The following is a 13,110-nucleotide window of genomic DNA, read 5'->3' on the forward strand; positions in this document are numbered from 1 at the left end:
TCTTAAGCTGTTTTTGAGCCAAAGAATTCATAGTGAATATTTTTTTCTCTAACACCATTTTTTAATAACTTTTCATGTATAGAAAGCATAAATTCTTTAGGTCCACAAAAGAAGTATTGAGCATCATTTTTGTCTTCACTAAGCTGTTGTTGGACAGTATGTATACAGACTAGTCCTTGCTTTGCGTCAGATTCAGAATTATCTTCGTAAAAGAAAATAGTTTTAAGTCTTGGGTTCTCATTTGATAGTTTTTCTAACATCTTAGCAAAAGGATGTTCATTTATATTTTTTTTACCACAGACAAAAAGTATTTGTCTTTGATTTTGTGTTTTTAACTCTGATAAAAGCATACTCATTAAAGGCGTAATACCGATTCCTGCTGAAATTAGAACTATCGGTTTATCAAGATTTTTATTTACTTCCAAGAAAAATTCGCCGCAAGGAGGCGCTATTTCTATTCTATCACCAACTTTTATCTCATGCGATAGGTATTGAGATACATAACCTTGCCCCTCTCTTTTAACAGTTATTCTTATATAATCTTCACCAGTAGCTGAAGAAATACTATAATTTCTCATAGTTGTAGTTCCATTATATGGAACTCTAACAGTAATATATTGTCCTGGTTTGAAATCATATCTTCTAAAAAGATTATTTTTAAAATAGAAAGAATATGTATTTATACTCTCATTTTCTTTTTTGATTACCTCAAACTCTTTAAAATTATTCCAACCATAATGCTCTAAATTCTCTTCGTATATACTCTTTTCACGATTAATCAAAATTTCAGCTAATAAATTATAGGCTTCTGTCCAAGCTATAACTATGTCATCATTATCATTTAAGTCTAGGACTTCTTTAATTGACTCGATTAAGTTAAACCCTACTATTGGATAATGCTCCGCTTTGATTTGTAATGATGCATGTTTTTGAGCTATTAGCTCTACTGCATTGCCTAAAACCTCAAGATTCTCAATATTTTTTGCATAAGCCAAAATTGCTACAGCTAAAGCTTCTGGTTGAGATGAGTTTTTTTGTCTTGAGGTATTAAAAAACTTTTTAACTTCGGGATTATGCCTAAACATTCTATCATAGAAATGTTTTGTTAAAGCAACTCCATTTTCTTCTAAAATAGGAATTGTTGCTTTTATTGTATCTATATTCTTTTGACTTAACATAAGATGTCTCCATATATTCAAATTATAATATGCATTATATATGCATATTATAATTTATACAAATTTATCCTATACTTTGAAAACATCTTTACTAAAATATTTTATATGAATTTAACTTCTTTTACTGATTACTCTCTCAGAATATTAATAATTTTAGGATCAAATCCTAAACAAAAATATAAAACTAAGGATCTTGTAGAAATATTAGATATTAAACTTAATCATGCTACTAAAATTATTAATAAATTATCCAATCTGAACTATATAGAATCATATAAAGGTAGATTTGGTGGTGTGTCAATTTCTCAAGCTACATACAATATCAATTTATCAACTATTGTCAAAGAACTAGAACCAATGAACATTGTAGAATGTTTTGATAAGGATAAAGCAACCTGTCCATTAATACCGAACTGTAAACTCAAATTTATACTAAATCAAGCAAGCAATGATTTTATAGCGAGATTAAGTGACTATAGATTTATTGATATATGCAATATCATGCCCCCAAATCAAAATAACGAATAAGTCTTTAAACTATATTTTTATATTTTCGCTAGCAACTATCGTCGCATTATCTTGACTAGAGATTACATAAAACTTACTTAGATTAAGTTGTTTTTTATAGTCAGCAAAAGCTAGAGGACTATGCTCTTTAGCCTTATTTTTTACAACAAGAATATTTAACTGATTTGAGTTATTCCAATATTTAACAAATTTATCAAATTTCATTAAATATTTATCTACATTTGATTTAGGGAACTCTCTAACATCATCTAACTCACCTTCATCATTAATAATAATTACATTATGTTTAGTGTAGAAGATAATGTCATAAAAGCGATCACTCTCAAAAACTTGAGCATTTGGATATTTTTGATATATTTTAGATATTTCTTGGGCTGTCTTATATTTAGAGCTTGTATCAAAATAATCTCCTAGTACATAACCTAAATTTGCAATAGTCATCATCATAATACAAATATAAGCAACTAATTTATTTACTGAAAAAGTATTTAATTCTTTGATTAATTTGATCGTGATTACAGTAGCTATTATTGCAATTGCTAATAAGATTAAGAAATATTTATAGCCAAAAATCCAATACTGAGGAAGACATAAAAGAGCCACAGCAACGATAGGTAGCAAAGTAAAAATAAGGATAATAAATTTAAAGCTTATACTATCCCACTTATCAAACTTTTGTAAGTCTATACTCTTAAAGTGCATAGCTACAAGTATTGATAATGGTAATATTAATGGTGCTAAATAACCAAATAAGAAAGATTTAGAAATCCCAAAAAATATAAATATAAATGTCGCCCAACTAAATAAAAACCACTTATCTGAATTTTGCTTACGATTTTTAAAAGCCTGTTTTGAGAAGAAACTCTTAAGAATTTTAGGTAAAAACAGAGTCCAAGGAAAAAAAGCTCCCATAATTGCTAACAAATAAATAATTTTAGAAACTTCTCTATTTTGCTCATCTGTAGAATATCTAAGTATCTGTTGTACTACTATGTAATAATAAGCAAAATTAGGATGATACTGTTCAACTGCAAATATCCATGGTAACGAAATAACTGCTACAATTACCAAACCTAGGTAAAGCCTAATATCAAGTAACCTTTTATACTGTCCCATAATAACAGAATATAAACCTACTATAGCCATAGGAAAAACTATTCCCATTAGTCCTTTAGTCATAACAGCTAAACCAGCAAATATAAATGCTAAAATAAGCCAATACGTACTTTCCTTGTAGTCATCATCATATTTAAGGCTTACCCAATAACTAAGCATAGTCATATTTAAAAATACAGCTATTGCTAAGTCCATGTTCAAATATCTACCAACAAATAGAAATAAAATCGTACTTAAACTTACTGCTACTGATAATAATGCTGTTTGACGGCACTCTAATACTTTGCGTACTGCTATATATGTAAAAATTAAACATGTACCTAGTAATACAGGATTTACAAGTCTTGCTCCCCATGTATTCTCGCCAAATATGCTCATAAATATACAAGTAATCCAATATACTAGCGGAGGCTTATGAAAAAATATCATTCCATCAATATATGGAACTATAAAGTTATGATTTGCAAGCATCTCTCTTGCTACTTCAGAATATCTAGTTTCATCAGGAGCATAAAAATTAGCTACGCCATACATACAAAAAGCTACAATCATTGTAGCTAAAATTAGCAAAATATCTTTAAATTTGTTATTCATTGGGATTAATTAACTTTGATTATCTTGGAAGAACTTTTTAGTGAGACAAATAGTTTTTTCGATATCTTCATCACTATGAGCAATTGATATAAAGCCCGCTTCATAAGCAGATGGAGCGAGATATACTCCATTATCAAGCATATATGCAAAATATTTATTAAACATTTTAAGATTAGTTTTACCTAAATCTGTAAATGTATTAACAGCAACCTTTTCATTACAGAAAAATAGTCCAAACATTCCACCTAAATATTTCGCATGAAAATTAAAGTCATAAACTCTAGCGGCCTCATTCAATCCATCAACTAATTGTTTAGCTTTAGCTTCTAATTTAACAAAAAAGTCATCTTGTGAAACTTTTTCTAATGTTTTGATACCAGCCGCCATAGCAATTGGATTACCTGATAAAGTACCAGCTTGATATACTGGTCCAGCCGGAGATACTTCTTGCATAATTTCTTTGCGACCACCGAATGCGCCTACTGGCATACCACCACCAATCACTTTACCTAATGTTGTTAAATCAGGCTTCACATTATAAATACTTTGAGCACCACCCAAAGCAACTCTAAAACCAGTCATCACTTCATCAAAGATAAGTAAGCTATTATTTTCATCACATACCGCTCTAAGTTTAGCTAAGAAATCATCTTGTGGAAAAATCATATTCATATTGCCCGCGATTGGCTCAACTATGATACAAGCGATTTCATCTTTGTATTTTTCAAAGAGAGCTTGTATTGAGTCTATATCATTGAAGCTAGCAACTAAAGTATCCTTAACTACATCCTCTGGTACACCTGGTGAATTTGGCTGACCTAATGATAGTGCTCCAGATCCAGCAGCTACAAGAAACTCATCAGCATGTCCATGATAGCAGCCTTCAAATTTGATAATTTTATTTCTACCTGTATATGCTCTTGCTAATCTAATAGCACTCATTGTCGCTTCAGTACCGGAATTTACGAATCTAACTTGTTCAATATTTGGCATAAGCTCTACTATTTTTTTAGCAAGTTCAATCTCTTGTTTACAAGGAGCGCCATAACTTAGACCATTTTTTAGCTGACATTGTATAGCTTCAAGGACATCATCATCACCATGACCCAAAATCATTGGTCCCCACGATCCGATATAATCTATATATTTGTTCCAATCAACATCATACAAATAAGCACCTTTCGCTGATTTTATGAATCTTGGAAATTCTTGCCCAACACTCTTAAATGCTCTAACTGGAGAGTTAACTCCACCAGGTATATATTGTAAGGCCTCTTGGAATAAACTTTGAGAGTTAATTTTATTCTCCATGTTCTTGTTCCTGTCTCATTTTATTTATTTTTTTCTCGACTGCTTGCATTAGTAAGCTTGCAGCATTAACTTTGGTAGCTTTATAGATCTCTTGAATACCAGTTGGACTAGTAATATTAACTTCTGTTAGTTTATCTCCTATCACATCTAAACCAGCAAACATTACCCCTTCTTTTTTCAGCTTTTTAGCAACTTTTTTAGCTATTTTATAGTCTTGCTCCTGAAGTTCTCTTACTTCAGCTCTAGCTCCAGCTGCCAAGTTACCACGATTATCACTATCACTAGGAACCCTAGCTAAGAGATATTTAATAGGTTCTCCATTTACTATCAAAATTCTCTTATCGCCATCTTTGATTGCTTCTTGATAATCTTGAACCATTATATATCTGGTTTCATGATGAGTTAGAGTTTCAAGGATAACATTTTTGTTTTTGTCGCCATCTTTGATCCTGAAGATAGAGCTGCCACCCATTCCATCAAGAGGCTTAACAATAATATCTTTATGCTCTGCGTAAAATTGATTAATCTGCTTATAGCTTCTAGTTATCAGAGTGTTTGGTGCAAATTTAGGATAATTTGAAATAGCTACTTTCTCATTAAAATCTCTAAGTGCTTGCGGATTATTTACGATTAACACTCCATGTTTTTTTGCCAAATCAAGCATATATGTCACATATATATACTCCATATTAAATGGTGGATCTTTGCGCATAAATATACAATCAAGATCTAACAGTGATAAATCATGATGTTGAGATAATATTTCATACCAAGACTCTTTTGCTTTATGGATTTTTATCTTAAGCGCATCGCCTTTTGGCTTACCATTGATTATAGATAAATCATTTAAATAAAAAGTATAAATTTCCCAGCCTTTATCTTGAGCAGCTTGTAGCATCATATATGTGCTATCTTTTGAAATATTAAAAGAGTTTAAGTTATCTATTATAAATCCTACTTTCATTATTTATCCTATTTTATACCCGATATATTTATCTAAATCTTTGCCATTCAAAATATCTGCAATATTTAACATTTTCTTGTTGGGAAATTGTAATTGCTTAAATCTGATTATCTTGTCATTTGTAGCAATGTCAAAACCATTTTTAGTTATATCCGTAATTGCTGTAACTTCATCATTTGATGATTTTTCAAGTATCTCAAAATCACCTACTTTGACTTGCTCACCTCCTAGCATAAAAAATGCTGATGGCCATGGAGTAAATGCTCTAATATGACAACTAATTTCTTTGGCAGATTTTGTAAAATCTATAAGACCTTCTTGCTTAGTAATCTTATGTGCATAAGTAGGCTCACCTTGCTGAGGTTGCGGTTTGATCGTATCAATATTTTCTAGAGTTTCTAATAATGGTTTTATTGATAGTTTAGCGAATTTATCATGTAGTGATTGGGATGTATCTGTATCTTGTATCTCAACCTCTAGAGTATTCAATATATCTCCAGTATCAAGTCCAGCATCCATTTGCATTATACAGATTCCAGTTTTAGAGTCTCCTGCTTGAATTGCTCTCTGGATAGGTGCTGCACCACGCCATTTAGGAAGTAATGAAACATGAATATTTAAACAACCATATTTAGGAATATCCAAAAACTCTTGAGGCAGTATAATTCCGTAGGCTATCACAACTATGACATCTGGTTTTAGTTCTCTAATTTGCTCAAGTACTTGAGGATATTTCTTAAAAGATAATGGTTGAAGCACTGGTGTGTTGTTGGCTATAGCCACTTCTTTGACAGGTGAAAATTGTATCTTCTTACCACGCCCTTTTGCTCTATCTGGCTGAGTAAGCACCGCTTGAATATTGTGCTGCGATTGATATAAGTCTTTTAGAACTTGTGCTGAAATATCAGGAGTTCCAGCAAAAACTATATTTAACTTTTTCATTGTTACTAATCTCTAAAAGCATATGCCCGTAATTGAACACTACTTAATTCAGTAATTTGACCCTCTGGGAACAGACAAACGTATTTTATCTCATGCGCGCCATTTTGAGCAGCTAATTTTACAGCCTCTCTTATATTTTGATTACATAGTTTTTGGAAATCTCTCTCTTGATCTACACCTATTACCACTCTTATTTCACCTATGCTATCTTGTGTATCTGTTTGATAACGTAGATTAAATATTCTGACTTGTTTTGGATCTGTAGCTGGCAATTTTGCACTATATTTAGGTAAATATACACCTTTTGGTTCAGGGATATTCTTAGAAACAAAAAAATATATACAAGATATAAAAACTATAAACAATATACCAACATACATCAAATTTTGACTGAATCGACTCATTAAAAATTAAATATTACTCTAAACTAGCTAGATTTTAACACATCTAGTCTATATTGGCTAAATATTAAGTTATTCGATAAGTATTAGAAACAAATTGAAAATCATAATTAAAACCATTATTATATTTATAAATTTAAATATATATTTATTTCAATATGTCATCTATCACAAATTTTTTAAAAGTAATTTCTGATAAAAATAGATTAATTATTTTATATGTATTAAACAAAAATACTCTTTGCGTATGTGATATCCAAAAACTTATCTCATTAACTCAAGGAGCGTTATCAATACAGCTAAAAAATCTTGTAACTACTGGATTGCTAGAGTCTTTTAAACAAGGCAAATGGGTGTTTTATAAACTAGATAAAAATATTCCAGAATATCAATTAAACATTTTAAATGAGCTTTTCAAACAAATAGATAAAGACGAAGAAGTTCAACAAATAATATCTAAACTAGAAATTTCTGAAATTTGTAAAATTTAAGGAGTAATAATGAAATTAAAGTTTCTCGATAGGTTTCTGACCTTATGGATTTTTTTAGCTATGATTGCGGGTATCACTATTGGATATACTCTACCAGAAGCTAAAAACTTTATATCAAAATTTGATATTGGATCAGGTAATTGGTTAATAGGACTAGGTCTAATTGTGATGATGTATCCACCACTAGCAAAAGTTAAATACTCAACAATGCCAGAAATATTTAAAGATACTAAAATTCTACTTTTATCTTTAATCCAAAACTGGCTGATTGGTCCTATTCTGATGTTTATCTTAGCAGTTATTTTTTTCCATGACCAACCTAGCTTTATGATAGGACTAATTTTAATAGGGTTAGCAAGATGTATTGCTATGGTAATTGTATGGAATGACTTGGCCAAAGGATCTAGAGAATATTGTGCCGGATTAGTTGCGTTTAATTCTATTTTTCAAATAATATTTTATGCTGCTTACGCATATATATTTATTACAGTTATTCCAAAACTACTGGGATTTGATACGAACATCAATATAAATATATCAATGTTAGATATTGCAAAAAGTGTCGGAATATATCTAGGAATACCTTTTGTAGCTGGAATATTAACTAGAGCTATCTTAATCTCTAATAAAGGCGAACAATGGTATATAGATAAATTCACTCCAGCGATATCACCTCTGACATTGATCGCCCTACTATTTACTATAGTGCTGATGTTTACTACAAAAGGAAATGAAATAATTAACTTGCCATTTCAAGTAATCAAGGTTGCTATTCCGCTTTTGATATATTTTTTGATAATGTTTAGCATATCATTTTTTATGTCATATAAAGCTAAAGCAACTTATGAGCAAGCCGTATCTTTGAGCTTCACAGCTGCTTCAAATAATTTTGAGTTAGCTATAGCAGTTGCAATCTCAGTATTTGGCATAAACTCTACCGAAGCTTTTGTTAGTGTAATTGGTCCTCTGGTTGAGGTGCCAGTTTTGATTGGGTTAGTAAATGTGGCTTTGTGGTTGAATAAAAAATATTTTAATTAAGCCAATTCTACAATATTATTAAGAATATAATACCTAAATTATACATCTTCTATGCCATACGTATATCTAGTTATAGCTATAATCACTGAAGTCCTTGGGACAGTTTCGTTACCATTATGCAATGGTTTTACAAGGATTGTTCCTTCACTATTTGTTTTGATATTTTATGGACTTTCGTTTTACTTTTTATCATTAACATTAAAATATATGAATATTGCTTTTGCGTATTCTATATGGTCAGCATTTGGAATTATTTTAATAGGAATTATAGGATATCTATTTTTTAAGCAAAAGTTGGATTTACCATTTGTCTTAGGAACATCGTTTATACTTATTGGAACTATTATTATTTGTGCATATTCAAAAACTATTATGCATTAAGTTTATAATATTTATTTCTTGTATTTAATTTCCCAACAATTATGGATATTTTTGTTAGATAAAAAGTCTCTTGATAAACAAATTTTATCAATATTCTCACAATTAAACTTAGCTATTATTTCTTGTGACATTTTGAAGCGACGATAATTGTTAGAGAAATATAATACTCCATCTTTTTTGAGGGAATCCATAGCTAAATTTATCAGCAATTCATGATCTCTTTGAATATCAAGAATATCATCCATACGCTTAGAGTTTGAAAATGTTGGTGGATCTAAAAATATCACATCAAACTTCTCGCTGTTGGATTTTAACCAACTAATACAATCTGCCTGAATAAAATTATGCTTTTTAATATCTAAGTTATTTAGCTCAAAATTATTCTTACCCCACTCAAGATAAGTGTTAGACATATCTACACTTGTAGTTTTTGCTCCTTTTAAAGCAGCATGAACACTAGCTGTGCATGTATAACTAAATAAATTCAATAAAGTCTTATTTTTTGAAGCTTTTGCCACAAGCTGTCTAATTTTACGGTGGTCTAAGAAAATACCAGTATCTAAATAGTCATCAAAATTCACATAAAATTTAGCATCAAATTCATTAATAACGTGAAAGTTATTTTTGTCATTATTTTTTTGATACTGTTCTTTGCCTTTTTGACGCTGACGGACTCTTGTATGTATATTTTCATATTGAATATCTAGAGTTTTATGTATCTGATATATAGCTTGATAAAATCTTTGTTTAGCAATATTCTGATCTATAGTAGCATCGGCACGATATTCTTGTAAAAACACATGCTCACCATATATATCTACAGCTACAGCAAAAGTTGGAATATCAGCATCATATAAACGATAACACTCTACTCCCGACTGCTTTAACCATGGTTTTAGGTTTTTAAGATTCTTCTTCAGTTTATTAGAAAAATCTATATGCTCATCTGACTTTTGTGCACTTGCTTCAGCTATACGAATATTTTTCTCAAGCTGGCTTTCATGTTTAAATCTTGCATGCTCATTTATATCAAACTGATACAATACTGTTTCAATAGCGCCATTATAGAATTTATTCTTCTTAGTAGTACGTAGCTGCATTTCTTTAATTGATTCATCAAAACTTGTCAAAATCGCAACTTTCCAACCATAAAAGTCTTGAGATAATCTATCACCGAAACCATTAAATATGTCTAAAAGTTCATCAAGCTGATCACCATATAAACGCTCACCATAAGGAGGATTTGTAACTATCAAACCCTCACTATCAAACTCATTTTCAAGATCACGGATATCTTGTCGCTTAATATTAACAACATCTTCAACACCAGCTTGATAAATGTTTCTATCAGCCTTATCTAAAACATTGTTATCAATATCATAGCCTTGAATAATTGCATTTGTTGGCTTTTGAGCTTTTTTTGCTATTTCTAATAAGTTACTCCATAAGTCTTGATCATGAAGCTTTGAATTGAATAGCTTAAATTCTTTATTTAACAACACAGGAGCTATATTTTTTGCCATAAGAGCAGCTTCAATAAGAATAGTCCCAGAACCACACATTGGATCAATCAATATAGGTTGATCTTTTTCAAGTTCATCTAACCACCCTGCTTTGATAAGTATCGCTGCTGCTAAAGATTCTTTTAAAGGTGCTTGGCCTTGAAATTGTCTATAGCTACGCTTATGTAGGCTCTCTATATTTAAGCATAAAAACACATTCACATACTGCTTATGTAAATGTAATTTTATTATATTATCGGGATTATCAGTATCAATATTTGGTCGTTCATTAGTTTCTCTACGAAACTGATCGACTATAGCATCTTTTGTCTTTTGCGAAACAAACATAGTATTATTAAAATCATAATGCTTACCTGAGATTATGATTTTAAAAGCTGTGTTAACATCAAAGTAATCTAACCAATTTATTGATGATATAAAATCATATAAAGCTTGCTGATCTGTAGCTTTTTGAGTAGCTATTTTTAGCATAACTTGGCTTGCTAGATGAGAGTAAATACAAACTTTGTAGGCATCTTCAAAAGATCCCTCAAACTCAACTCCAGCAAGTTTTTCAGATGATGATATGCCTAACGCATCTAGCTCATCTTTTAATAAAAGCTCTATACCCTTTGCACAGCTAGCGAAAAATGTAAAATTTTGCATAAGAAATTATAAAATATAAAATATGTGTTAAATGATATATTAATTCCAATAAATAACAATTAATAAGCGAAAATCTATTGATTTTATAAGATATAAAATATAATATCTATTCTAAATACTCGCATAGCTCAGTTGGTTAGAGTACTATCTTGACATGGTAGGGGTCACTGGTTCGAATCCAGTTGCGAGTACCAGTAATTCATCTCGACTATCTAATACACATAATCGATATCAAATTTGAAAAATCAAAACCTAATAAATTTTTAACTTCATCACTTTTTAGCAATGCTACTAAGCCTGCTTTGGTATTATCATGTTTGAATATTTTTTCTATCGTAGCGTCATTTTCAGTCAGCTGAATTTTCAAAAAATCTTTTTCTAAAAAAATCTTACACCCTTCTTTTAAACTTGGGTGATGTGCTAGACCATATTCGTATGCTTTTAATTGATTATCATTTAATGTCATATTTACAAACTCTCATCTTCTTTGATCCAACTTTGCATAGCTGTAATAAGCTCAGCAAAAATATCTGCCATCAGCAATAAATCAACTTCATGACCAACATTATCTTCTTTATTTAGATCTTTTATACCATCTAAGAATTTAATACTTTTAAACTGTAACTTAGTATTTGCTGTCATAGCAAGCTGCTCTTTCCAAGTTATAGCTAACTCTGTAATGTACCCTCCACTATCAATAAATGATTTGATATTATCATTCAACATCGAGCTACCTTGACATGAGATATTTGCAATACTATCTCCTATAGCACTTGTTAGCTTACATTTTTCTGCTATTTCAATATCTACTGGATAAGTATCTTCGACAAGCCACTCTGTTAGAATATCTGTTTCTTCTTTAATGACAGGCTCAAACCTTGCTTCACATCTATGCAATAGATCTAAAACTTCTGTAATCTGTTTTTCTGAAACACTATCAATTATTAAATAGTTATTAGTCAGATCCAAATAGCCGTGAATCTTTCTAAACTTACTAAATGCTAGAGGTAGTAGCTTTTGCTCCATATCCTCTTTTATTTGTGTTTTTTCTTTTTTACTTACATATCGAGTAAGTTCTAACTCTTGAATATATTCTTGTGCTTGTTGGTTGATAACTTGAGCAGGAAGAATTTTTTCTTCAGTAAGCAAACAAAATGCAGCTAAATGATTAAACTTAAAAAGACATCGTTCATCTTTTATAAACGGGTTTGTAAAACCTCTCGAAGATTTCTGAGAATTGCTACAAGGAATAAATGCGAGTTTATTCATCGAATCTTCAAAAACATCTATATTAATATCAGTAATTTTGAATGCTGTAAGATTTTTAAAAAACATAAAAAACGATTAAATATAATAAAACTGTCTCAAAATAATAAAACATCTAATCATAAAGTAAAACTATTAAACTACAAATTTAATAGTTTATATGATTTAACTATCTCAAAACTCATGACTGTTGTTGCTGTATCTGCTGGGAAATATTTGATTATAGCTATTTTGTCAAAGATGATTTTTTTAGAAAGTTGATATTTCAAAAGCTTGTCATGATTAGTCGCACCATACACTAAGCTAACATGAGGATCTAAATTATATTCACTTTCTGTATCTAATTTTCTTATACTAGCAAAAAGATTATCTAACTGTATAGTTTTTGATAACTTGAGATAATAGTTCATAAAATAAGAGTATCTATCTATAGTCGTATCATCAATATCTAATGAAATATTCTGATAATTAAGCTGACACGCCCAACACCCAAAATCTTCAACAATATTTTTAGCAGAGCTAAATAATGTCAAATGAGGTATAAATGATGGTTGTCTAGCAATATAAGAATTATAGTTTATACATCTAGCTAGAGCTAGGAGATATTTCTGTGCTGGTATTAGCCAAACACTATATTTATGAGATGACACAATTATTAACTCATTCTAACAAAAATTGTAATATTTGTTATAATAGCAAATCTTTAGTTATATAAATTATGAATTTCTAGGA

Annotated in this window: 14 protein-coding genes and 1 tRNA gene; 5 read left to right on the forward strand and 10 right to left on the reverse strand. The window is 30.2% G+C overall.

Annotation, left to right across the window (positions count from 1 at the left end; all coding sequences use genetic code 11):
* Positions 1 to 2: 2 nt before the first annotated feature.
* The gene (gene hmpA, locus FTPG_RS07435) at positions 3 to 1,178 is read right to left on the reverse strand and encodes an NO-inducible flavohemoprotein (RefSeq protein WP_035722589.1); all 1,176 of its coding nucleotides are present in this window, start codon (positions 1,176 to 1,178) and stop codon (positions 3 to 5) included.
* 105 nt (positions 1,179 to 1,283) lie between these two features.
* Here hmpA and FTPG_RS07440 point away from each other — a divergent pair, with 105 nt between their 5' ends.
* Complete coding sequence (locus FTPG_RS07440; protein WP_035722708.1) at positions 1,284 to 1,706, forward strand: Rrf2 family transcriptional regulator; 423 nt, start codon at positions 1,284 to 1,286, stop codon at positions 1,704 to 1,706.
* Positions 1,707 to 1,715: 9 nt separating this feature from the next.
* Here the strand turns inward: FTPG_RS07440 and FTPG_RS07445 are convergent, their stop codons facing one another.
* The 5 genes from FTPG_RS07445 to fvfA are packed head-to-tail and all read right to left on the reverse strand — an operon-like array spanning position 1,716 to position 7,037.
* On the reverse strand, positions 1,716 to 3,416 hold the full coding sequence (locus FTPG_RS07445) for a phospholipid carrier-dependent glycosyltransferase (protein ID WP_004287827.1): 1,701 nt from the start codon (positions 3,414 to 3,416) through the stop codon (positions 1,716 to 1,718).
* Between the two features lie 9 nt (positions 3,417 to 3,425).
* A complete protein-coding gene (gene hemL, locus FTPG_RS07450; RefSeq protein ID WP_004287828.1) occupies positions 3,426 to 4,727 on the reverse strand; it encodes a glutamate-1-semialdehyde 2,1-aminomutase in 1,302 nt (433 codons plus the stop codon).
* On the reverse strand, positions 4,717 to 5,691 hold the full coding sequence (gene gshB / locus FTPG_RS07455) for a glutathione synthase (protein ID WP_004287829.1): 975 nt from the start codon (positions 5,689 to 5,691) through the stop codon (positions 4,717 to 4,719). Before gshB ends, hemL begins: the two co-directional genes overlap by 11 nt.
* Positions 5,692 to 5,694: 3 nt before the next feature.
* The gene (gene fmt / locus FTPG_RS07460) at positions 5,695 to 6,633 is read right to left on the reverse strand and encodes a methionyl-tRNA formyltransferase (RefSeq protein WP_004287830.1); all 939 of its coding nucleotides are present in this window, start codon (positions 6,631 to 6,633) and stop codon (positions 5,695 to 5,697) included.
* A 5-nt stretch (positions 6,634 to 6,638) separates the two neighbouring features.
* Positions 6,639 to 7,037 (reverse strand): Francisella virulence factor A, encoded by a 399-nt coding sequence (fvfA, locus tag FTPG_RS07465; protein WP_004287831.1) that lies wholly within the window; start codon positions 7,035 to 7,037, stop codon positions 6,639 to 6,641.
* 155 nt (positions 7,038 to 7,192) lie between these two features.
* Here fvfA and FTPG_RS07470 point away from each other — a divergent pair, with 155 nt between their 5' ends.
* From FTPG_RS07470 to FTPG_RS07480, 3 genes are read left to right on the forward strand one after another with little or no spacing between them, the layout of a single operon-like run.
* The gene (locus FTPG_RS07470) at positions 7,193 to 7,525 is read left to right on the forward strand and encodes an ArsR/SmtB family transcription factor (RefSeq protein ID WP_004287832.1); all 333 of its coding nucleotides are present in this window, start codon (positions 7,193 to 7,195) and stop codon (positions 7,523 to 7,525) included.
* A gap of 9 nt (positions 7,526 to 7,534) precedes the next feature.
* Positions 7,535 to 8,563 carry an ACR3 family arsenite efflux transporter gene (gene arsB, locus FTPG_RS07475; protein ID WP_004287833.1) on the forward strand — a complete coding sequence of 343 codons (1,029 nt, stop codon included), beginning with the start codon at positions 7,535 to 7,537 and terminating at the stop codon, positions 8,561 to 8,563.
* 51 nt (positions 8,564 to 8,614) lie between these two features.
* On the forward strand, positions 8,615 to 8,944 hold the full coding sequence (locus tag FTPG_RS07480) for a DMT family transporter (RefSeq protein WP_004287834.1): 330 nt from the start codon (positions 8,615 to 8,617) through the stop codon (positions 8,942 to 8,944).
* Between the two features lie 11 nt (positions 8,945 to 8,955).
* Here FTPG_RS07480 and rlmKL read toward each other — a convergent pair whose 3' ends face one another.
* Positions 8,956 to 11,112, reverse strand: a complete 2,157-nt coding sequence (gene rlmKL / locus FTPG_RS07485) for a bifunctional 23S rRNA (guanine(2069)-N(7))-methyltransferase RlmK/23S rRNA (guanine(2445)-N(2))-methyltransferase RlmL (RefSeq protein WP_004287835.1) — start codon at positions 11,110 to 11,112, stop codon at positions 8,956 to 8,958.
* A gap of 117 nt (positions 11,113 to 11,229) precedes the next feature.
* Between rlmKL and FTPG_RS07490 the strand changes: the two genes are divergently transcribed.
* Positions 11,230 to 11,306: transfer RNA gene (locus tag FTPG_RS07490), tRNA-Val, on the forward strand.
* A gap of 14 nt (positions 11,307 to 11,320) precedes the next feature.
* Here FTPG_RS07490 and FTPG_RS07495 read toward each other — a convergent pair.
* The 3 genes from FTPG_RS07495 to FTPG_RS07505 all read right to left on the reverse strand — a co-directional run bounded on the left by FTPG_RS07495 (position 11,321) and on the right by FTPG_RS07505 (position 13,028).
* Entirely contained in the window at positions 11,321 to 11,578 is a 258-nt protein-coding gene (locus tag FTPG_RS07495) for a hypothetical protein (RefSeq protein WP_004287836.1), read from the reverse strand.
* 2 nt (positions 11,579 to 11,580) lie between these two features.
* On the reverse strand, positions 11,581 to 12,447 hold the full coding sequence (locus FTPG_RS07500; RefSeq protein WP_004287837.1) for a recombination-associated protein RdgC: 867 nt from the start codon (positions 12,445 to 12,447) through the stop codon (positions 11,581 to 11,583).
* 71 nt (positions 12,448 to 12,518) lie between these two features.
* Entirely contained in the window at positions 12,519 to 13,028 is a 510-nt protein-coding gene (locus FTPG_RS07505) for a hypothetical protein (protein ID WP_004287838.1), read from the reverse strand.
* Between the last annotated feature and the right edge of the window lie 82 nt (positions 13,029 to 13,110).

The sequence above is a fragment of the Francisella philomiragia subsp. philomiragia ATCC 25015 genome (assembly GCF_000156715.1).
Classification (GTDB): Bacteria; Pseudomonadota; Gammaproteobacteria; order Francisellales; family Francisellaceae; genus Francisella; species Francisella philomiragia.

Excerpts from the sequence above, each read along its gene's own strand:
- arsB (WP_004287833.1), top strand. The coding sequence starts at position 7,535 with ATGAAATTAAAGTTTCTCGATAGGTTTCTGACCTTATGGATTTTTTTA.
- FTPG_RS07480 (WP_004287834.1), top strand. The coding sequence starts at position 8,615 with ATGCCATACGTATATCTAGTTATAGCTATAATCACTGAAGTCCTTGGG.
- FTPG_RS07470 (WP_004287832.1), top strand. The coding sequence starts at position 7,193 with ATGTCATCTATCACAAATTTTTTAAAAGTAATTTCTGATAAAAATAGA.
- hmpA (WP_035722589.1), bottom strand. The coding sequence starts at position 1,178 with ATGTTAAGTCAAAAGAATATAGATACAATAAAAGCAACAATTCCTATT.
- FTPG_RS07500 (WP_004287837.1), bottom strand. The coding sequence starts at position 12,447 with ATGTTTTTTAAAAATCTTACAGCATTCAAAATTACTGATATTAATATA.
- hemL (WP_004287828.1), bottom strand. The coding sequence starts at position 4,727 with ATGGAGAATAAAATTAACTCTCAAAGTTTATTCCAAGAGGCCTTACAA.
- rlmKL (WP_004287835.1), bottom strand. The coding sequence starts at position 11,112 with ATGCAAAATTTTACATTTTTCGCTAGCTGTGCAAAGGGTATAGAGCTT.
- FTPG_RS07440 (WP_035722708.1), top strand. The coding sequence starts at position 1,284 with ATGAATTTAACTTCTTTTACTGATTACTCTCTCAGAATATTAATAATT.
- FTPG_RS07445 (WP_004287827.1), bottom strand. The coding sequence starts at position 3,416 with ATGAATAACAAATTTAAAGATATTTTGCTAATTTTAGCTACAATGATT.
- fvfA (WP_004287831.1), bottom strand. The coding sequence starts at position 7,037 with ATGAGTCGATTCAGTCAAAATTTGATGTATGTTGGTATATTGTTTATA.
- FTPG_RS07495 (WP_004287836.1), bottom strand. The coding sequence starts at position 11,578 with ATGACATTAAATGATAATCAATTAAAAGCATACGAATATGGTCTAGCA.
- gshB (WP_004287829.1), bottom strand. The coding sequence starts at position 5,691 with ATGAAAGTAGGATTTATAATAGATAACTTAAACTCTTTTAATATTTCA.
- fmt (WP_004287830.1), bottom strand. The coding sequence starts at position 6,633 with ATGAAAAAGTTAAATATAGTTTTTGCTGGAACTCCTGATATTTCAGCA.